Source organism: Paranoxybacillus vitaminiphilus (assembly GCF_003259935.1).
Taxonomy (GTDB): Bacteria; Bacillota; Bacilli; order Bacillales; family Anoxybacillaceae; genus Paranoxybacillus; species Paranoxybacillus vitaminiphilus.
The window spans coordinates 221,619-242,472 of record NZ_QLMH01000004.1 but is presented as its reverse complement, the minus strand read 5'-3'; the positions used below and the strand labels follow the sequence as shown (position 1 = coordinate 242,472).

Sequence of the window (20,854 nt, the reverse complement as noted above, 5' to 3'; positions counted from 1 at the left end):
AAACAGTAAAAAACTAAACCTTGGCAATTTGTCCTGAAACCACTTTATATATATCCGCTTCTTTCATTACCTCATGCTCTATTCCATCAATACTCGTTGTCGTTACAAATGTCTGCACTTTTCCTTGTATAGTATTGAGCAAATGGGTTTGGCGAAAATCATCAAGCTCTGATAAAACATCATCCAACAGCAAGATTGGATAATCGCCAATCTCAGAAAAAATGAGTTCAATTTCCGCTAATTTTAAAGAGAGAGCCGTTGTTCGTTGCTGGCCTTGCGAGCCGAATGTTTGCACATCTTTCCCATTCACATCAAATGCTAAATCATCACGATGTGGGCCCACTAACGTTGTTCCCCTATCTATTTCTCTACCCTTTATTTTAGCAAACTTCTCGTTATATGCTTCTATTATTCTCGACAAATCCACGTCTTCTGATACATCAACAGATGAATGATATTTTATCCGCAATGTTTCAAGCCCTCTGCTTATCTCATAGTGAATCGGTTCAGCCCATTTTTGTAAAAGTTCTAAAAACTGGTAGCGTTTCAGTGTAATCTTAGCAGCCAATTCAATTAATTGATCCGTTAATACTTCAAGCATTGTTTCATCGTTATGCTGCTTCGATTGAAGTAGTTTTAAATAATGATTTCTTTGCTGCAAAATTTTTTGGTATTGGCTTAAATCATGCATATAAACAGGGGAAACTTGTCCAATTTCCATGTCGATAAAACGCCTTCTTATTCGAGGACTTCCTTTGACAAGATTCAAATCCTCAGGAGCAAACATGACAACATTAATATTTCCGACATATTGGCTTAACTTTGGTTGCTCAATATGATTGCTACGTGCCTTTTTACCTTTTTTGGAGATAATTAATTCTAAAGATAACGGGCCTTTTCGTTTTATGGCTCTCCCTTCTATTTTAGCATATTCCTCTTCCCAACGAATAAGGTCTTTATCGTTAGAAGTACGATGGGATTTTGCCATCGCTAAAACATAAATGGCTTCCATCACATTCGTTTTCCCTTGGGCATTTTCCCCTAAAATGATATTTACTTTATTTTCAAACTGAAGCTCGGCGCTTTTATAATTACGGTAATTTTTTAAGCATAAATTTGTTAAAAACAAAGGTACTTCACCTACTCTATGCGATTACAGTAAAGGTACCGTGTCCTTTAATTTCGACTACATCTTCAGGCTTTAGTTTGCGGCCGCGGCGGCTCTCGCGCTCTCCATTTACATATACTTCATAGTTTTGCAAAAACCATTTCGCCATGCCGCCAGTTTCAATTACGTTCGCTAATTTTAATAATTGACCTAGTGTAATTGTATCTGTAGAAATTTTAATTTTCTCAACCATCATTCAATCGCTCTCTTTCGTAAAAACTGTCCATTATTTTATTTTACTAAAAATTTTCTCCATAGAAAAGAAAGCTGCCAGAATCCCGTCTTTCCAGCAGCTTTCGTTTTTTTAATACGTTCTTACAGGGAGAATAAGCTGAAGCATCGATTCATCATTAATCGGGCGAATTAAAAATGGTCGCATTGCTCCAGTAAAGCTAATTTTAATTTCTGTCCCCTCCAACGCTTTGAGAGCCTCCATCATATATTTTGCACTAAAAGAAATTTTTAATTCTTCTCCTGTGATAGATTCGCTTTGGATTTCCTCAATCACTTTTCCGATCTCAGGAGAATTAGAGGAAATCTCAATGACTCCATCCTGCAAAGTCGTTAATTTTACTACATTATTTCTGCCTTCTCTTGCCAAAAGAGAGGCACGATCAATAGCTTGGAAAAACTCTTTTGCATTTACTATAACATCTGTTTTGCTATCTGCAGGAATTAAACGGGATGTCTCTGGATAATTTCCTTCAAGGAGTCTTGAGAAAAATAACAAATGTTTTGTTTTAAACAGGATTTGGTTTTCTGTAATAACAATATCTACTAGTTCTGTCGTATCATCTAAAATTTTGCTTAATTCATTCAAACTTTTTCCCGGAATGACAACATTGTAAGATGCTTCGCTTTCTGTTTCGATTTTCGCTTTCCGCAATGCTAAGCGATGGCTATCTGTTGCAATACAGATGAGTTCATTGTTTTCCACCTTCCAGTTTACACCTGTCAAGATCGGCCTAGTTTCTGAAGTGGAAACGGCAAAAACGGTTTGGCGAATAAGTGTTTTTAGTAAATCTGTAGGAATTTTAAATACATTTTCTTCTTTGATTTGCGGCAGACGTGGATATTCTTCTGCATCTAATCCATTAAGATTAAATTCAGCTTTTCCTGAACGAATAATTGTTAAAAACTGATTTTGTATTTCGATTTCTACTGTCTCTTTTGGGAGTTTTTTTACAATTTCACCAAAGAAGCGAGCTGGTAGAACAATGCTTCCTGGTTCTAGTATTTCTACTATGACTTTATCCTCTTCTTCTATCGGAATAAAGGATTCGATAGAAATATCCGAATCGCTTCCAGTTAACGTAATTCCCTGTTCGGTTGCTGTAATTTTAATTCCCGTTAAGATTGGAATAGTTGTTCTTGAAGAGATGGCTTTCATTACATCTTGAACGCTTCGAACTAAATAGTCACGCTGAATCACAAATTTCATCAACAAGTTCCTCCTAAATAATCTTTTTCCGCGAAAAATATATTTTATTTTATTATTTCTAAAAAATAATAAAAGTAGTAGTAGGTATTGTTAACATGTGGATAACCTTGAAAAAACAAAGGAAACACAGTCTATCCACATGTGGACAAACTGTGTAAAATAATCTATTGTTATTCACATTATCCAGAAAAAGTTCAAGTAGTCCGCTTTTTAATGTTTTAATTTTTCTTGAATTTCTTTTAAATGTTTTTGCAATTGGACATCCGTTTGCAAGAGCTTAGAAATTTTTTCATGAGCGTGAATGACCGTTGTATGATCCCGTCCGCCAAACTCCTCACCAATTTTCGGTAAAGAACAATCGGTTAATTCGCGGGAAAGATACATGGCGATTTGACGCGGAAAAGCTACCGATTTTGTTCTCTTCTTAGCTTTAAAGTCTTCTAACTTTACATTAAAATGCTCTCCAACTACTCTTTGAATATCCTGAATGGTAATGACTTTCGGTTTTGAGCTTGGAATAATGTCCTTTAGAGCCTCAGCGGCTAAGTCAGCATTAATTTCTTTGTTAATTAATGATGAGTAAGCGACTACGCGGATGAGTGCTCCCTCAAGCTCACGGATATTGGAGTCAATTTGGTTTGCTATATAAAGCATAACCTCATTTGGAATATCAAATCCTTCCGCTTTGGCTTTTTTACGGAGGATGGCAATTCGTGTTTCCAAATCAGGAGGAGTGATGTCCGTAATAAGCCCCCATTCAAAGCGTGAACGCAGACGATCTTCAAGCGTTGGGATTTCTTTTGGCGGTCGGTCGCTAGAAATAACTATTTGTTTACTTTCTTCATGAAGCGTATTAAATGTATGGAAAAATTCTTCTTGTGTCTGTTCTTTTCCCGCCAAAAATTGAATATCGTCAATTAATAGAACGTCGACATTTCTATATTTATTGCGAAAATCGACCGCCTTGTTATCGCGAATTGAGTTAATGAACTCGTTTGTAAATTTTTCAGAAGATAGGTAGACAACCTTTGCCGATGGATTGTGCTCAATCACATAGTGACCAATGGCATGCATTAAGTGCGTCTTTCCTAATCCTACACCGCCGTATATGAAAAGAGGATTATATGCTTTAGCAGGCGCTTCCGCTACCGCTAATGAAGCTGCATGGGCAAAGCGATTTCCAGAACCGATGACAAACGTATCAAAAGTATATTTTGGATTCAACATGCTTTGCGGCAGTTCTGTTTGTTCTTCCTCTGTTTTCCGATGTTTTTTGATGGCGGGCTTTATGTTAAACTCTTCCTCGCTTTGATTTTGCGGAATAATAAACTTGATTTTCAGCTCTTCACCAGTAATGTCATAAATCGTTTCAGCAATTAAGTTGGCATAGCGGGAGTCTAGCCAGTCTCTTGCAAATTCGTTAGGGGCTATGATGACGAGAGTATCACCTTTAAGAGAGTGGGCTTTTGTTGACTTTAACCATGTTTCAAAGCTGGGCTTGCTGATTTTCTTTTCAATTTCTTCGAGTGCTTTATTCCATAAATCATGTATATTTTCCACCCATTGTCCCTCCTTTACACAAGAGGTTGTTGTATAACAGTATAAACCGAATGAATATAAGGTTATAAAAATGCAAATGTGGAAAAACATATAAATAGGAAATAATTAAGATATTTCGACAAAATCCACGTTTTGTGGATAATTTTTATTCACATGTTGAATACAATGTCCACAACTTATTCACAGTTTGTGGATAAACAACTTGTTCACATAAATTATCCAAAGTAAAAACAACAATATAATAACAGATAAACTATTATGTTGCAATGAGTTTTTAAAATTATCCACAATAACCAAAGATGTGGAAAAGTTATTATCCACATAAGGATAAAATGTGAAAAAAATGTCGATAAATGTTGTGGATAATATAAAAATAACGAAAAAAATTATCCACATTGAACTTTGTACATTTTGCAGAAAGATACTCCTGGGACGGTTGACATTTTTATAGATTTCTCACTATAATTAGAAAGACTGCCCGTAACAGTTATTCCTCAGGGAGGTGTCATATAATGAAAAGAACTTACCAACCAAATAAGCGTAAGCGCAGCAAAGTTCATGGTTTCCGCGCTCGCATGAGCACAAAGAACGGACGTAAAGTTCTTGCTCGTCGTCGTCGTAAAGGAAGAAAAGTATTATCAGCATAGGCCACTGAAACCTCAGTGGTCTTTTTTCTAAGCTTGCTTTCATCATAAAATCCCGAACGAATATGGGAGTGTGTTGTGTCTTGGGATAAAGAAAAAATATCGCATAAAGAAAAATGACGAGTTTCAAGAAGTGTTTCAAAACGGAAGATCAACAGCAAATCGCCAGTTCGTTATTTACGTGCTTGATAAGCCGGAGCAGCCTTACTTTCGTGTCGGGTTGTCAGTGAGCAAAAAACTTGGCAAAGCTGTAGTTAGAAATCGAATTAAACGATATATAAGACAAGTGTTTTTAGAGATGAGGGAACAAATCGCTCCAGGCAAGGATTATGTGATTATTGCGAGAATGCCTGTTTCGGAGATGGAATATGCGGAAGTAAAGAAAAGTTTAATCCATGTTTTTAGAAAGGCTGGAATCATTAATAAATGACATTTGGACAGCCATTTTAGCTATGATAATGTTAAAATACATAATGGATGTGCCCGAATATTTAAATGTTAGGAGGAAAAAATGGTGAAAAGGCGGATTTGGTTGGCATTTTTACTAGTAGCCTTGTTAGCCTTTATGTCAGGTTGTACACAAATAAACGAACCAATTACACCAGAGAGCAAAGGATTTTGGAATCAGTACATTGTTTATCCGCTTTCATGGCTAATCACATATTTTGCGAATCTGTTTAATGCCAATTATGGTTTGGCGATTATTATTGTTACCGTTTTAATTCGTTTAGTTATTTTGCCGCTAATGATTCAGCAGACGAGAAACTCAAAAGCTATGCAAGCCCTCCAGCCAGAATTGCAAAAGCTGCGGGAAAAATACAGCTCTAAAGATATGCAAACGCAGCAAAAGCTGCAGCAGGAAACGATGCTATTGTTCCAAAAGCACGGAGTAAATCCTTTGGCAGGCTGCTTCCCGCTTTTAATTCAGATGCCGATTTTGATAGGTTTTTATCATGCCATTATGCGAACAGAAGAAATCGCAAACCATAATTTCTTATGGTTTGATCTGGGAGATAAAGATCCGTACTATATTCTACCGCTAATAGCTGGAGTAACTACTTTTATTCAGCAAAAAATGATTATGGCCGGAACGGAACAGCAAAATCCGCAAATGGCAATGATGCTCTGGATGATGCCGATTATGATCGTCATTTTTGCGATTAATTTCCCGGCAGCGCTATCATTGTATTGGGTAGTTGGCAACATCTTTATGATTATTCAAACATACTTTATTAAAGGCCCAGATATAAAGACTGCTAATTCAGGAGGAGCGAAGAAGTGAAAGAAGTAACTGCTACGGCCCAAACTGTCGAAGAAGCAGTCAACCTAGCTTTAGCTCAACTAAATGTTTCGAAAGAACGGGCGGAAATCATTATTGTCGATGAAGGAAAGAAAGGTTTTTTAGGGATTTTTGGGGCAAGACCGGCTGTTGTAAAAGCAAAGCTAATCTATGATCCTGTAGAAGAAGCTGAGAAATTTTTGAAATCCGTCATTGAAAAGATGGGGATTCAAGCAGATATTCAAAAAAGAGAAAATGATAAAAATGCAGAATTTATTTTGAGCGGTGAGCAAATTGCCTTATTAATCGGCAAACATGGACAAACGTTGAATTCGCTTCAACTGTTAGCTCAACTTGTAGCCAATCGGTATTCGGAACATTATATTCACATTACGATTGATGCAGAAAACTATCGCGCGAGACGAAAAGAGACGCTCACTCAATTAGCGCAAAAATTAGCGGATAAAGCAATAAAAACGGGAAAAGAAGTCAAGTTAGAACCGCTTCCAGCTTATGAAAGAAAAATTATTCATGCCGCTTTAGCGGAGCGGCAAGGAATAAAAACATATTCTGTTGGAACGGAACCGCATCGCTACATCGTTATATCTCCCATTCGATAAGGGGGGCTGATCCATAAGTGTCTGACCTCACGTGCATTTCACAATATATTGTGTTGTGGGGTTTGATACTTTGCTTATGGGTCAGCTCTTTATTTTTTAAAGCCAAAATGGATGTTTGCTCGTCTTAATTGTTCATGAATGGATATTGACGTTTATTATTGTTATTCACATGTGGATAAGTTAAAATTAGAATGATTACACTGAATGTGGATAATTTTTATGTCTGGGAATATAGAAACATTTTCTTTTGTTCACAATATAAATGTGTTATTTTAATAATTTAGGGAATCAATTCGGAATTAATGGGATTTAATCATATAGATTAGGATGGCGGTTTTAGTAAAGAGAGGTGATAGGAAATGGAGTTTGATACAATTGCAGCCATTTCGACGCCGCTGGGAGAAGGAGCGATAGCGATTGTCCGGCTAAGCGGAGATGAGGCGATACAAATTGCTGATAAAATTTTTAAGGGAGTCGGGGGCAAGCGCTTAAAAGACGTACCATCTCATACGATTCATTACGGTCATATTATCGATCCTTCTTCAGGGCAAACGGTGGAAGAAGTCATGGTAACGGTGATGAGAGCGCCAAAAACATTTACAAGGGAAGATGTCGTAGAAATTAATTGTCACGGTGGTCTCGTTTCTGTCAATCGTGTTTTACAGCTTGTATTAACAAATGGAGCGCGTTTAGCTGAACCGGGAGAATTTACAAAACGCGCCTTTTTAAATGGGCGCATTGATTTGTCCCAGGCGGAAGCAGTTATGGATTTAATTCGTGCGAAAACGGACCGGGCGATGAATGTGGCGCTAAGTCAAATGGAAGGGCGCCTTTCAAAGCTAATCCGCGGATTGCGGCAAGCGATTTTAGAAACATTAGCCCATGTTGAAGTAAACATCGATTACCCAGAATATGACGACGTTGAAGAAATGACACATAACATGCTTATTGAAAAAGCGCTTTATGTTCGTGATGAGATTAATAAGCTTTTACAAACATCACAGCAAGGGAAAATATTGCGGGAAGGTTTGGCGACTGCTATTATTGGCAGACCGAATGTTGGAAAGTCATCATTGCTCAACAGTTTAGCTCATGAAAATAAAGCGATTGTTACAGATATTCCAGGGACAACACGTGATGTGATTGAAGAATATGTAAACGTGCGAGGGGTACCGCTAAAATTAATTGATACAGCGGGAATTCGGGAAACGGAAGATATCGTGGAAAGAATTGGAGTGGAGCGTTCACGAGAAGTACTTAAAAAAGCGGATTTGATTTTACTCGTTTTGAATTATAGCGAGGAACTAACTCCGGAAGATGAACAGCTTTTTGAAGCGGTTAAGGATATGGATGTGATTGTTATTGTCAATAAAACGGACTTACCGCAGAAAATCGACATGGAACGCGTCCGGGAGCTTGCAGGAAATTGGCCGATTGTAACGACATCTCTTTTAGAGGAAAAGGGAATCGATGAATTGGAAGAAGCGATTTCTTCTCTATTCTTTACGGGTGCTGTTGAAGCAAATGATTTAACGTACGTATCTAACTCTCGGCATATTGCGCTGCTTCATCAAGCGAAACAGGCGGTTGAAGAAGCGATTTCTGGCATCGAAGCGGGAGTGCCGATTGATATTGTGCAAATCGATTTAACAAGAACATGGGAATTACTAGGTGAGATTATCGGTGATACAGTCCATGAAAGTTTGATTGATCAGCTCTTTTCGCAATTTTGCTTAGGAAAGTAAACATATTTTGTCACAAAGGGCATTGAAAGAAGGAGGTTATTTTTATGGGATATGATGCCGGTTCATATGACGTCATTGTAGTGGGTGCCGGGCATGCGGGGTGTGAAGCGGGCTTAGCCGCAGCTCGCATCGGAGCAAAGACGTTAATGATTACACTCAATCTTGATATGATTGCATTTATGCCTTGTAACCCATCAATTGGCGGTCCAGCAAAAGGAATTGTTGTGCGGGAAATTGATGCGCTGGGCGGAGAAATGGGAAAAAATATTGATAAAACCTATATTCAAATGAGAATGTTGAACACAGGAAAAGGCCCGGCTGTGCGTGCGTTGCGTGCCCAAGCGGATAAATTCCTATATCAACATGAAATGAAAAAGACGCTTGAAAACCAAGAGAATCTCACATTAGTACAGGGAAAAGTAGAACGTTTAATCGTTGAGGACGGGGTCTGCAAAGGCGTTATTACGCATACAGGTGCCCATTATTATGCCAAAACAGTTGTTATTACGACTGGAACATTTTTACGTGGAGAAATTATTATCGGCGATATTAAATATTCGAGCGGTCCAAATAACCAACAGCCTTCTATCAAGTTATCTGAGCATTTAGAAGAGCTTGGGTTTGAATTAGTGCGCTTTAAAACAGGAACACCTCCTCGGGTAAATAGTCGTTCTATTGATTACAGCAAAACAGAAATTCAGCCGGGGGACGATGTTCCTAGAGCGTTTTCCTATGAGACGACCGAGTTTATTACCGATCAGCTTCCTTGCTGGTTAACGTACACAACAGAAGAGACTCATCGAATCATCGACGAGAATCTTCACTTATCGCCGATGTACTCAGGAATGATTAAAGGAACAGGACCACGCTACTGTCCATCCATTGAAGATAAAATTGTCCGTTTCCATGACAAACCGCGTCATCAAATTTTCTTAGAGCCGGAAGGACGAAATACAGAGGAAGTGTACGTACAAGGATTATCAACAAGCTTGCCAGAACATATTCAGCGGAAAATTTTAGCGACAATTCCCGGCTTAGAAAAGGCAGAAATGATGCGCGCCGGTTATGCGATTGAATATGATGCGGTTGTCCCAACGCAGTTGTGGCCAACGCTTGAAACAAAAATCGTGAAAAATTTATATACAGCCGGACAAATTAACGGAACTTCCGGTTATGAAGAAGCAGCGGGACAAGGGATTATTGCCGGAATTAATGCTGCTAGAAAAGCACTAGGAAAAGAAGAGCTTATTTTAAGCCGTTCCGATGCATATATCGGTGTATTGATTGATGACCTTGTCACGAAGGGAACAAATGAGCCATATCGTTTGCTGACATCGCGTGCGGAATATCGCTTATTGCTTCGTCATGATAATGCTGATTTGCGTTTAACAGAGATTGGTTATAAAATCGGTCTTATTTCTGAAGAGCGTTATCAAAAGTTTTTAGCGAAGAAAGAAGCGATTGAAAAAGAGAAAAAACGCTTAGTTTCCTATATCATTAAGCCGACTGCACAAGTGCAAGAGGTTATTCGCAATGCCGGCGGAAGCGAGTTGAAAGACGGAATTCGTGCTGCTGATTTATTGAAACGCCCAGAAATGACGTATGAGCATATCAAAATGCTTGCGCCTGCAGATGTAGAAATTCCGCCAGATGTAGCGGAGCAAGTAGAAATTCAAATCAAATACGAAGGATACATTGAGAAATCACTTCAACAAGTAGAGCGTTTAAAGAAGATGGAAAATAAAAAAATTCCAGAAGACATTGACTATGATGCAATTACCGGGCTTGCAACAGAAGCAAGACAAAAATTGAAGCAAGTCCGTCCGCTCTCTGTCGCACAGGCTTCCCGTATTTCTGGAGTAAATCCAGCGGATATTTCAATATTATTAGTTTATTTAGAACAAGGAAGAATTGCTCGGGTGTCGAATGAATAACAATAGTGAAAGGATTGGCTTATGGAGACAAGACAGTTTCAGACAATGTTAGAGGAGAAGGGAATTCACCTTTCTCCTCAACAACTTGAACAATTTGAACTGTATTATGAGTTATTGGTGGAATGGAACGAAAAAATGAACTTAACTGCCATTACGGACAAGTCTGGAGTATATTTAAAACACTTTTTTGATTCCATTTCTCCAGCGTTTTACTATGATTTTTCAAAGCCGATTTCTATTTGTGACGTAGGAGCAGGAGCGGGATTCCCAAGCATTCCTTTAAAAATTTGTTTTCCGCATTTAAAGTTATCCATTGTTGATTCATTGCAAAAACGAATTACGTTTCTGAATCATCTTGCGTCTAAACTGCAGTTAGAGAATGTGGCGTTTTATCATGACCGTGCCGAAACATTTGGCAGAAAAGAAGGAATTCGCGAATCATTTGATGTAGTTATAGCAAGAGCAGTTGCCCGAATGGCAGTATTAAGTGAGCTTTGCCTTCCGTTAGTTAAAATCAACGGAACATTTATCGCCATGAAAGCAGCTGCTGCCGGGGAGGAATTAGAACAAGGGAAAACGGCTATTAAAGTGCTTGGCGGGGAAGTTGAACGTATAGAACAATTTATTTTACCAATTGAACAAAGTGAGCGTACAATTATTTTTATTGAGAAAAAACGGAAGACACCAAAAAAATACCCTCGAAAACCTGGAGTGCCAAATAAGCTTCCGATTGAATAAATATTTTTAGACAAGCAGAATACAGGGGAGAGTTTTCAAAGGTGGTGTAGGGGCATGAAACATCCTTTTTCGCGTTTTTTCAATTTTGGGGAAAAGGAAACTGAACAGGCAGTTGAAAAAACAGAAGGGGAAGAAATTAGAAAAATTCCTGTATCTCTTATTGTACCGAATCGCTATCAACCGCGCACGATTTTTGCAGAGGATAAGATTGATGAATTGGCGTTAACTATCCGGACACACGGAATTATTCAACCGATTGTGGTTCGCGAATGTGAAGACGGAAAATTTGAAATCATTGCTGGAGAAAGACGTTGGCGGGCTGTCCAAAAGCTTGGCTGGGAAGAAATACCTGCTATTGTTAAAAATTTAAATGACACGGAAACCGCATCTGTAGCGCTCATCGAAAACTTGCAGCGTGAGGAATTAACACCGATTGAAGAAGCGCTTGCCTATGCGAAGCTGCTTGAATTGCATAATTTAACTCAGGAGGCATTAGCGCAACGATTAGGAAAAGGTCAATCAACAATAGCTAACAAGCTGCGTTTATTAAAGCTTCCCCAAGAAGTACAGGACGCTCTCTTACAAAGGAAAATTACAGAGCGCCACGCTCGTGCGCTAATCGCATTGAAAGATAAAGAAAAGCAGCTGAAGCTTTTACAAGAAATTATGGAAAAGCAGTTAAATGTAAAACAAACAGAAGATCGCGTTCTCAAAATGCTGGAGAATGCTGCACCTAAGCCAAAGCCTAAACGAAAAGCGTTCAGCAAAGACATGAGAATCGCTGTAAATACAATCCGTCAATCATTAACGATGGTCGCAGATAGCGGTCTTGCGATTGATTCAGAGGAAGAAGACTTTGAAGATTACTATCAAATTACGATTCGCATTCCTAAAAAGTAATATTGCTCTTATTATGCCTCATCATAAGCTACATTGATGAGGTTTTTTATTTAAATTGCATTTACCGATTAGAAAAAACATCAATCTTAGTTGTTTCGTGATAAAATAAAAAACATAGCGGTTTTTTAACAATAAATGTGAAAACAGCATGACGGACGTTTAGAATGGAAGAAAGATAGTATGAGTTGAGGGTAGGTGTCATCGTGGGCAAGGTTATCGCGATTGCAAACCAAAAAGGCGGGGTAGGGAAAACGACAACAGCGGTCAATTTAGCTGCCTGCCTTGCATATATAGGAAAAAAAGTGTTGCTTGTAGATATTGATCCCCAGGGAAATGCGACAAGCGGAATCGGCATTGAAAAAGGCGATGTCGACGAATGTATTTATAATGTTCTTGTTGAAGAGATGACAGCGAAAGAAGTGATAAGGCCAACCTCTATAGAAAACCTACATATCATCCCCGCTACCATTCAGCTTGCAGGGGCGGAAATAGAGCTTGTTCCGATTATTTCTCGTGAGATTCGTTTGAAGAAAGCGCTTGAGCCTTTAAAATCTGAATATGAATTTATTATTATTGATTGTCCGCCTTCTTTAGGCTTGCTCACTGTCAATGCTTTAACTGCTGCAGATACCGTTTTAATTCCGGTACAGTGTGAATACTATGCCCTTGAGGGATTAAGTCAATTACTGAATACAATACGTTTAGTGCAAAAACATTTAAATACAGATTTGCGGTTAGAGGGCGTTGTTCTGACGATGTTGGATGCCAGAACAAATCTCGGCATTCAAGTGATTGAAGAAGTGAAAAAATATTTTCGTGAAAAAGTCTATCAAACGATTATCCCGCGGAATGTCCGCTTAAGCGAAGCACCAAGCCATGGGAAACCAATTATTCTTTATGATACAAAATCCCGCGGAGCTGAAGTGTATTTAGAATTTGCGAAGGAGGTGCTAGAACGTGGCTAAAGGTCTTGGAAAAGGGATTAATGCATTGTTTGCAAATTTAGAAACGCAAGAAGATGAAGTCATTCAAGAAATCAGCATTAAAGAGCTGCGGCCCAATCCGTATCAACCGCGGAAAACATTCAAGCAAGAAACGATTGACGAGTTAAAAGAGTCCATTCTTCAACATGGTATTTTACAGCCGCTCATTGTCAGAAAAAGCATTAAAGGTTATGAAATTGTTGTTGGCGAAAGACGGTATCGCGCCGCTAAAGAAGCAAAATTAAAAACGGTCCCTGCCGTAGTCCGCAATTTAACCGAAGAGCAAATGATGGAATTTGCGTTATTAGAAAATTTACAGCGTGAGGATTTAACACCCATTGAGGAGGCACGTGCTTATCAAGCGCTTATTGACCATTTGAACATTACTCAAGAAGAATTGGCAAAGCGATTAGGAAAAAGCCGTCCTCATATTGCTAATCATATTCGTTTACTTTCGCTTCCAAAAGATGTGCAGCAGCTTATTACGGATGGCGTTTTATCGATGGGACATGGCCGGGCTTTGTTAGGATTGAAGAAAAAAGGACAATTGAAGAAGATTGTTGACAAGATTATAAAAGAAAAGCTAAATGTTCGCCAAGTGGAACAACTTATCAATCATATTAACGAAAATGTTTCACGTGAAACATCACAACCAAAAGTAGAAAAAAGCATATTTTTAAAACAAAGCGAGTCTTTGTTAAGGGAAAAGCTCGGAACTTCTGTTGTGATTAAACAAAATCGAAAAAAAGGAAAAATTGAAATCGAGTTTTTTTCGAATGAAGACTTAGAAAGAATACTAGAATTGTTAAATATAAAATTTGATGAGTTGGAGTAACGATGAGGCTGTCTTATAAGGGTCTGACCTCACGTGCGTTTAACAATATATAGTTCATTTTTCCAATATTATGTCCTATATATTGTGTTGGGGTCTGACCCTTGACTTTTGAGACAGCATCTATTTTTTTACTACATAGGGGGAAAAACTATTGGTTTTATTAGGAACAGTTGTCAATGGAGTTTGCATCACGATCGGAGCTTTGCTGGGAAAAGTATTCCACCGCATTCCGGAACAAATAAAAACGACAGTGATGAGCGGAATTGGTCTTGCGGTTACTTTGCTAGGAATTCAGATGGGGTTAAAAGGTGAGCAATTTTTAATTGTTATTTTTAGCCTTGTACTTGGCGGTGTTTTAGGGGAAGTATGGAAAATCGAAGATAAGCTGAACAAGTTAGGTCAGTGGTTGGAGAAAAAATTAGGGGATAATCAAGAAGGGAATATTGCCAAAGGGTTTGTAACGGCAACTTTATTATTTGTGATTGGTGCTATGGCTATTGTTGGTGCTTTAGACAGCGGGCTGCGAGGAGATCACCGAGTGTTATATACAAAGTCAATTATTGATGGTTTTACAAGTATTATTCTTACGACAACTCTTGGGATCGGCGTTATTTTCTCAGCTATACCGGTTATGCTCTATCAAGGAGCAATTGCTCTATTAGCAACGCAAATAGAACGGTGGATACCAAGTGATCTTCTTGAATCTTTTATCGCTGAGTCAACCGCTACGGGTGGCGTTTTAATTATTGCAATTGGTTTAAATATGTTAGGGCTGACGAAAATTCGCGTTGCTAATTTACTGCCGAGTATTTTAGTAGCGGCTTTATTAGTTTCTGTTGTCTATATCATATAAAATAAATAATCCCTTCTTTGTTGTTTAAGAAAGAGGGGATTTATTTATTTTAAAAAAATTTATACTGTTCATGATTCATATTGAGCTTTGCTAAATGGCTTCTTCTCGTTAATTGTAAATCAGCTTCATAAATACCGCTCGCAATCGTCTTCGCCATATTCATAACTAAATGAAGTCGTGTATTTTGCAAAACAAAAAATTCCATAAAACCGCTCACATTAACAGTTCCGGTAATATGAATATCACCAACGGGAGGTAAATCCTTGTTCACTCCTGCTCCTGGCCGTACCGGTCCTTCTCCGATCGTGATTGCACCGACGCTTTTTAATCTGCCTAAGCAAGCATCAATTCCAATGATAAATGCATTTTCATGAAGCGAGCGAATCATGTTTAACTTTTCTTGTAAGTTCATTGCGTGGATGGGATCTTCTAATGTACCGTACACATGGAAAGAAGAAACATCTTTTTCTTTTAACATCGTTCCAACAAGCGGACCAAGAGAATCTCCAGTGGAACGGTCTGTTCCGATGCACACGATGGCAATTGGTTGGGATAAATTAGAATTCAATAAAGAAGTGAGTCTCATTGCCACTAGTGTGGAAGCATCTTGTTCATCGTAGAAAATCCGTTCTTTCCCACCCTTCTGACCAAAAAAGGCAGACTTTAAGCTCATTATTTTCACTCCCGATTTCATTTAAGTATTAACAGTATACGGAAAATAACAAATTTCTATACATATCTAAGCTATTTTTTGTTATAACAATGTATATCGCTATAAATAAACATGAAATCTTGGTAAAATAATTTATGTATTCAACGAATCATCTGTATAGGCAACTAATTTAGATAGAGGTGTACATTTTGTGAGCAGCGTGGAAAAGTTATACAATAAAATGTTGAGGATTCTTACCAATGAAGATTTATGGATGAATATCGGCTTAGGTTTAGTGAAAATTATTGCCATTATCGTTTTATCAACCGTTTTTTTAAAAATTGTTAAATTGGCTTTGCATAACGTATTTAAAGTACGCCAGAAAACCTCATTACGAATTTCAGAGCGTAGAGAAGCGACATTATTACGCTTATTAGATAATGTATTGACATATGTTGTTTATTTCGTTGTTATTATGATGATTTTAGATACAGTGGGAATTCCAGTAACAACGATTCTTGCCGGTGCAGGGATTGTCGGTCTTGCTGTCGGTTTTGGGGCACAAAGCTTAGTAAAAGATATCATTACCGGCTTTTTCATTATTTTTGAAGATCAATTTTCTGTCGGTGACTACGTTCGCATTGGAAACTTTGAAGGTTATGTAGAGGAAATTGGCCTAAGAACAACGAAAATCAAAAGTTGGACAGGAGAAGTTCACATTCTCCCTAATGGAAGTATTAATCAAGTAACAAACTTCTCGTTAAATAACAGTATAGCCGTTGTTGATGTTAGCATTGCTTATGAAGGAGATATTGAAAGAACGGAAAATATCATTCGCGAGCTGCTGGCGGAACTGCCGGCAAAGTATGAAGATATGGTTAAAGCGCCAGAGCTATTAGGAATTCAAAATTTCGGGCAATCTGAAATTGTTCTGAGAGTAACTTGCGAAACGAAGCCAATGCGTCATTGGTTTATTGCCCGGGCGTTACGCAAGGAAATAAAACTTCGATTAGATGAGCATGGAATCGAGATACCGTTTCCGCGCCTTGTCCTTTATAATCGCCAAGAGGAAGCGGAACCGGTGCAAAAAACGATGAAATCAGATGCTTAAATAATCGAAGAAAGGCGGGATTCCGTTGCTTAATAAAGAATTTAATTTGTACGACATCGTTGAAATGAAAAAGCCGCATCCTTGCGGAACAAATCGCTGGAAAATTATTCGAATGGGCATGGATATCCGCATTAAATGCGAAGGGTGTGCTCATAGCGTGTTAATGCCGCGCAAAGAGTTTGTAAGAAAATTAAAAAAGGTATTAGTAAAGCATGAGGAATAATTTCCTCATGCTATTTCTATAAGGAAAGGGGTTAGGAGTATGGCAGCTACATATCAATCCTCTTGTCCGTTAAACTGTTGGGATACGTGTGGATTTACGGTAACGGTAGAAAATGGCAAAGTAGTGAAAGTAGAAGGAGACGAGAGCCATCCGATTACGCAGGGAAAAATTTGCAGTCGCGGCCGCATGCTGGAAACGAGAACAAATTCAAGAGAACGGCTGCTTTATCCGCTCAAAAAAGTGAATGGACAATTCATCAGAATTGCTTGGGAACAAGCATTAAATGAAATTGCTGAAAAAATGAAAGAAATGAAAGAAAAATACGGGACAACTGCTATTCTCCATAGCCACGATTATGCAAACAATGGATTGTTGAAAAATTTAGATCAGCGCTTTTTTAATTGCTTTGGGGGAGTTACAGAATTAACGGGCAGCCTTTGCTGGGGGGCGGGAATTGAAGCGCAAACATGGGATTTTGGCAGTTCCTATAGCCACGCTCCAGAAGATATTTACAACAGCAAAAACGTTGTCATCTGGGGAAGAAATGTTGCACGCACCAATATGCACTTATTCCAGCATCTTCAAGCAGTCAAAAAACAAGGAACTAAGTTGATTGTTATTGACCCGATTTTTAACCAAACTGCAAAAATAGCCGATATGTATGTTTCGATAAAACCGGGAATGGATGGTTTTCTTGCGATTGGTATTATGAAAGAATTGCTTCGCCTTGGGCTTGAGGATCAAACATTTATTAAGAACTACACAGTCGGTTTTGAAGACTTGTTAGCGCTAATGGAACAAATCACGCTTGATGAAATTATCGAGATCACTGAAGTTCGCCGTGAAGTGTTTACAGAACTTGCCTATATATATGGAAACCGCCCAACGATGACGTATTTAGGATTAGGAATGCAACGATATGCCAATGGCGGAAATACGATTCGTTTAATAGATGCATTAGTTGCTGTAAGCGGCAATATCGGAATCCCGGGAGGCGGCGCGAATTTTGGCAATCTTCAAGTAGGACAAAGCTTTAATATAAAAGCGTTAACGTTGCCGGAAAGGAAAACAGCTTCAAGAACATTTACAATGATGAAGCAGGCAGAAGGAATTTTGCAGGCCAAAAATCCGCCAATTAAGATGATTATCGTCACATGCGGCAATCCGCTTACTCAAGTACCAAACACAAATCTAGTAAAAAAAGCATTTCAATCCGTTGAAACGGTTGTTGTGTTTGAACAGTTTATGACCGATACAGCGGAACTTGCCGATTACGTATTACCAACGACGACTGTGTTTGAAGAGGAAGATATTTATTATTCGTCAATGTACCATGCTTATGTCAATTACGGCCCAGCCATTGTTGAACCGCCTGGCGAAGCGAAATCCGATCTTTGGATTTGGACGGAACTGGCAAAGCGGCTTGGCTTCGGTGATGATTTTGCTTACTCAAGGGAAGAGTTTTTAAAAATGGGTTTAAGCCATCTTGAAAAACATGGAATTACTTTGGAAAAGTTAAAACAAGAAAAACATATACTTCTTCCGGTAAAACCAGTTCCATGGGATGATTATCAATTTAAAACACCGAGCGGAAAGTACGAGTTTACTTCCTTGCTTGCCAGACAAAAAGGATTTGACGGAAAGCTGAAAATAATGTATCCGGCGGAAGTTGGCAATTCAAAATTAGAAAGTAAATATCCTTATACATTGTTAACGATTCATCCGCTTCGTTCCAATCATTCTCAGTATTATCATTTGCTTGAATCAATGCAGTCTGTGAAAATAGAAGTTTCCGAGGATATTGCAATCGAAAAAGGGTTAAAGGACGGCGACCTTGTAAAAGTATTTAATGACCGCGGTGAACTCATCGGAAATATAAAGGTGATGAAGAAAGCCCATCCAAAAACGATTAATATTGATGAGGGACAGTGGCAAAAATTTGGCGGAAGTGTTAATGTTTTAACATCCGATCTTGAGTCTGACAACGGTGTTGGCAGCACATTATATGATTGTTTAGTTACTCTTGAAAAAATATAGAGATGCTTGTCATTTCTTTTACTACTATCCTATAATTGTGAAAGATGTTTACGGTTTGAAAGAGGAGTGAAAATAAATGGGATTAACAGCAGGAATTGTCGGTCTTCCTAACGTCGGAAAATCGACATTATTTAATGCGATAACGAAAGCAGGAGCTGAATCAGCCAACTATCCATTCTGTACAATTGAGCCAAACGTAGGAATCGTTGAAGTTCCTGATGAGCGATTAAAAAAATTGACTGAAATAGTAAAACCAAAAAGAACAGTACCTACAGTTTTTGAATTTACGGATATCGCTGGAATTGTAAAAGGCGCAAGTAAGGGAGAAGGATTAGGAAATAAGTTTTTATCTCATATTCGCCAAGTAGATGCGATTTGCCAAGTAGTACGTTGTTTTGCTGATGAAAATATTACTCACGTTGCCGGGAAAGTAGATCCGATTGCTGATATCGAAACAATCAATCTAGAGCTTATTTTAGCTGACCTTGAGACGGTTGATAAGCGCATTGATCGCGTAGGTAAAATGGCCAAGCAAAAAGATAAAGACGCGATGTTTGAATACGATATTCTTCTCCGTTTAAAAGAAACGTTTGAAGCAGGAAAAGCAGCGCGTACGCTGCAATTTACGGAAGAAGAAATGAAAGTTGTTAAGCATCTTCATTTGTTAACGATTAAGCCGATGTTATATGTGGCGAATGTCGGTGAAGAGGACTTAGCTGATCCATACAACAATCCGTTTGTGCAGCAAGTGCGCGAGTTTGCGAAAAATGACAATGCCGAGGTCATTGTTATTTGTGCGAAGGTCGAAGCGGAAATCGTTGAACTTGATGATGAAGAAAAAGAGCTGTTTTTACAAGAGCTTGGCATTAAACAATCCGGATTAGATCAATTAATTCGTGCAGCTTACAATTTACTTGGCTTAGCGACTTACTTTACTGCCGGAGAACAGGAAGTACGTGCTTGGACGTTCCGTAAAGGTATGAAAGCTCCGCAATGTGCAGGGATTATTCATTCGGACTTTGAGCGCGGTTTTATTCGTGCTGAAACCGTTTCTTATGAAGATTTAGTTGCTTGCGGTTCAATGGCGGCGGCGCGCGAGGCAGGCAAAGTGCGCCTGGAAGGAAAGGATTACGAAGTACAAGACGGCGATATTATGCATTTCCGCTTCAATGTTTAATATTGCATCGGTCTTTGCACCATGTTATAATCAAAAAATGTGAGTAATGCTTTATTGCTCCTTGCTCTGTCTATAGAGCCGTTGAGACCAAAAGGAGGTGACTGTGATGAGAAAATACGAAATCATGTACATCATCCGCCCAAATATGGACGATGAAGCAAGAAAAGCGTTAGTTGAGCGTTTCAACAACGTTTTAACCGAAAATGGCGCGGAAATTACAAACGTAAAAGAGTGGGGTAAACGTCGCTTAGCATATGAAATCGAAAAATTTCGCGACGGTTACTACATGATTGTGAACGTAGTGTCTGAGCCTAAAGCGGTACAAGAATTTGACCGTTTAGCGAGAATTAGCGAAGACATTATTCGTCACATCGTCGTAAAAGAGGAAGAATAATTTCCCTTTTTAAGGAGTGGTTCTGATGATTAACCGCGTAATTCTTGTAGGAAGGCTTACAAGAGACCCGGAATTACGCTATACTCCAAATGGAGTAGCTGTTGCCACGTTTACACTGGCTGTTAACCGGACATTTACAAATCAACAAGGTGAGCGCGAAGCAGATTTCATTAACTGTGTTGTTTGGCGTCGTCCCGCAGAAAACGTTGCCAACTTCTTAAAGAAAGGCAGTTTAGCGGGAGTAGACGGTCGGCTGCAGACAAGAAGCTACGAAGGTCAAGACGGAAGACGAGTATATGTGACTGAAGTGGTGGCTGATAGCGTTCAATTTTTAGAACCGAAAAGTAGCTCAGAACAACGTGGTACGACAGCAGGCGGCTACTACGGTGATCCGTTTCCATTTGGACCAAATCAGAACCCACGCAGCACAAACGATCCAGGATTTAGTCGCATCGATGAAGATCCATTTGCCAATGATGGACAAACAATCGATATTTCCGATGACGACTTACCGTTTTAATAGAAAAGCGGAAGCGAGCGCTTAACGCCAAAGGCAGATC

General features: G+C 38.8%; 22 protein-coding genes. 17 read left to right on the top strand and 5 right to left on the bottom strand.

Annotation, left to right across the window (positions count from 1 at the left end):
- Positions 1 to 13: 13 nt before the first annotated feature.
- The 4 genes from recF to dnaA all read right to left on the bottom strand — a co-directional run bounded on the left by recF (position 14) and on the right by dnaA (position 4,169).
- Complete coding sequence (gene recF / locus B0I26_RS07690; protein ID WP_111644864.1) at positions 14 to 1,129, bottom strand: DNA replication/repair protein RecF; 1,116 nt, start codon at positions 1,127 to 1,129, stop codon at positions 14 to 16.
- 16 nt (positions 1,130 to 1,145) lie between these two features.
- Entirely contained in the window at positions 1,146 to 1,361 is a 216-nt protein-coding gene (gene yaaA, locus B0I26_RS07685; protein ID WP_111644884.1) for a S4 domain-containing protein YaaA, read from the bottom strand.
- Between the two features lie 111 nt (positions 1,362 to 1,472).
- The gene (gene dnaN / locus B0I26_RS07680) at positions 1,473 to 2,609 is read right to left on the bottom strand and encodes a DNA polymerase III subunit beta (protein ID WP_111644863.1); all 1,137 of its coding nucleotides are present in this window, start codon (positions 2,607 to 2,609) and stop codon (positions 1,473 to 1,475) included.
- Between the two features lie 210 nt (positions 2,610 to 2,819).
- Positions 2,820 to 4,169, bottom strand: coding sequence for a chromosomal replication initiator protein DnaA (dnaA, locus tag B0I26_RS07675; RefSeq protein ID WP_111644862.1), 1,350 nt, complete (start codon positions 4,167 to 4,169; stop codon positions 2,820 to 2,822).
- Between the two features lie 512 nt (positions 4,170 to 4,681).
- On the opposite strand from dnaA, the gene rpmH reads away from it, so the two are divergent.
- The 11 genes from rpmH to B0I26_RS07620 all read left to right on the top strand — a co-directional run bounded on the left by rpmH (position 4,682) and on the right by B0I26_RS07620 (position 14,700).
- Positions 4,682 to 4,816 (top strand): 50S ribosomal protein L34, encoded by a 135-nt coding sequence (gene rpmH, locus B0I26_RS07670; protein ID WP_003397591.1) that lies wholly within the window; start codon positions 4,682 to 4,684, stop codon positions 4,814 to 4,816.
- Positions 4,817 to 4,901: 85 nt separating this feature from the next.
- A complete protein-coding gene (gene rnpA / locus B0I26_RS07665) occupies positions 4,902 to 5,243 on the top strand; it encodes a ribonuclease P protein component (RefSeq protein WP_111644883.1) in 342 nt (113 codons plus the stop codon).
- 81 nt (positions 5,244 to 5,324) lie between these two features.
- The gene (spoIIIJ, locus tag B0I26_RS07660; RefSeq protein WP_111644861.1) at positions 5,325 to 6,095 is read left to right on the top strand and encodes a YidC family membrane integrase SpoIIIJ; all 771 of its coding nucleotides are present in this window, start codon (positions 5,325 to 5,327) and stop codon (positions 6,093 to 6,095) included.
- Positions 6,092 to 6,712, top strand: coding sequence for an RNA-binding cell elongation regulator Jag/EloR (jag, locus tag B0I26_RS07655; protein WP_111644860.1), 621 nt, complete (start codon positions 6,092 to 6,094; stop codon positions 6,710 to 6,712). The genes spoIIIJ and jag overlap by 4 nt, the downstream gene beginning before the upstream one ends.
- 359 nt (positions 6,713 to 7,071) lie before the next feature.
- Positions 7,072 to 8,457 carry a tRNA uridine-5-carboxymethylaminomethyl(34) synthesis GTPase MnmE gene (mnmE, locus tag B0I26_RS07650; RefSeq protein WP_111644859.1) on the top strand — a complete coding sequence of 462 codons (1,386 nt, stop codon included), beginning with the start codon at positions 7,072 to 7,074 and terminating at the stop codon, positions 8,455 to 8,457.
- Between the two features lie 44 nt (positions 8,458 to 8,501).
- The gene (mnmG, locus tag B0I26_RS07645; protein ID WP_111644858.1) at positions 8,502 to 10,391 is read left to right on the top strand and encodes a tRNA uridine-5-carboxymethylaminomethyl(34) synthesis enzyme MnmG; all 1,890 of its coding nucleotides are present in this window, start codon (positions 8,502 to 8,504) and stop codon (positions 10,389 to 10,391) included.
- Positions 10,392 to 10,412: 21 nt separating this feature from the next.
- Positions 10,413 to 11,129 carry a 16S rRNA (guanine(527)-N(7))-methyltransferase RsmG gene (gene rsmG / locus B0I26_RS07640; RefSeq protein WP_111644857.1) on the top strand — a complete coding sequence of 239 codons (717 nt, stop codon included), beginning with the start codon at positions 10,413 to 10,415 and terminating at the stop codon, positions 11,127 to 11,129.
- 54 nt (positions 11,130 to 11,183) lie between these two features.
- Positions 11,184 to 12,029 (top strand): nucleoid occlusion protein, encoded by an 846-nt coding sequence (gene noc, locus B0I26_RS07635; protein ID WP_111644856.1) that lies wholly within the window; start codon positions 11,184 to 11,186, stop codon positions 12,027 to 12,029.
- Between the two features lie 203 nt (positions 12,030 to 12,232).
- Positions 12,233 to 12,994, top strand: coding sequence for a ParA family protein (locus B0I26_RS07630; RefSeq protein ID WP_111644855.1), 762 nt, complete (start codon positions 12,233 to 12,235; stop codon positions 12,992 to 12,994).
- A complete protein-coding gene (locus B0I26_RS07625; protein ID WP_111644854.1) occupies positions 12,987 to 13,847 on the top strand; it encodes a ParB/RepB/Spo0J family partition protein in 861 nt (286 codons plus the stop codon). Before B0I26_RS07630 ends, B0I26_RS07625 begins: the two co-directional genes overlap by 8 nt.
- 151 nt (positions 13,848 to 13,998) lie before the next feature.
- The gene (locus B0I26_RS07620) at positions 13,999 to 14,700 is read left to right on the top strand and encodes a DUF554 domain-containing protein (protein ID WP_111644853.1); all 702 of its coding nucleotides are present in this window, start codon (positions 13,999 to 14,001) and stop codon (positions 14,698 to 14,700) included.
- 49 nt (positions 14,701 to 14,749) lie between these two features.
- Here the strand turns inward: B0I26_RS07620 and yyaC are convergent, their stop codons facing one another.
- Entirely contained in the window at positions 14,750 to 15,373 is a 624-nt protein-coding gene (gene yyaC / locus B0I26_RS07615; RefSeq protein WP_111644852.1) for a spore protease YyaC, read from the bottom strand.
- A gap of 190 nt (positions 15,374 to 15,563) precedes the next feature.
- Between yyaC and B0I26_RS07610 the strand changes: the two genes are divergently transcribed.
- The 6 genes from B0I26_RS07610 (at position 15,564) to ssb (ending at position 20,814) form a co-directional block, all read left to right on the top strand.
- On the top strand, positions 15,564 to 16,463 hold the full coding sequence (locus B0I26_RS07610) for a mechanosensitive ion channel family protein (RefSeq protein ID WP_111644851.1): 900 nt from the start codon (positions 15,564 to 15,566) through the stop codon (positions 16,461 to 16,463).
- Positions 16,464 to 16,488: 25 nt separating this feature from the next.
- On the top strand, positions 16,489 to 16,686 hold the full coding sequence (locus B0I26_RS07605; RefSeq protein ID WP_111644850.1) for a DUF951 domain-containing protein: 198 nt from the start codon (positions 16,489 to 16,491) through the stop codon (positions 16,684 to 16,686).
- 39 nt (positions 16,687 to 16,725) lie between these two features.
- Positions 16,726 to 18,723, top strand: a complete 1,998-nt coding sequence (locus B0I26_RS07600; protein ID WP_111644849.1) for a molybdopterin-dependent oxidoreductase — start codon at positions 16,726 to 16,728, stop codon at positions 18,721 to 18,723.
- 76 nt (positions 18,724 to 18,799) lie between these two features.
- A complete protein-coding gene (gene ychF / locus B0I26_RS07595) occupies positions 18,800 to 19,900 on the top strand; it encodes a redox-regulated ATPase YchF (RefSeq protein WP_111644848.1) in 1,101 nt (366 codons plus the stop codon).
- 106 nt (positions 19,901 to 20,006) lie between these two features.
- Positions 20,007 to 20,294, top strand: coding sequence for a 30S ribosomal protein S6 (gene rpsF / locus B0I26_RS07590; RefSeq protein WP_111644847.1), 288 nt, complete (start codon positions 20,007 to 20,009; stop codon positions 20,292 to 20,294).
- A gap of 25 nt (positions 20,295 to 20,319) precedes the next feature.
- The gene (gene ssb / locus B0I26_RS07585; RefSeq protein ID WP_111644846.1) at positions 20,320 to 20,814 is read left to right on the top strand and encodes a single-stranded DNA-binding protein; all 495 of its coding nucleotides are present in this window, start codon (positions 20,320 to 20,322) and stop codon (positions 20,812 to 20,814) included.
- Positions 20,815 to 20,854 lie beyond the last annotated feature (40 nt).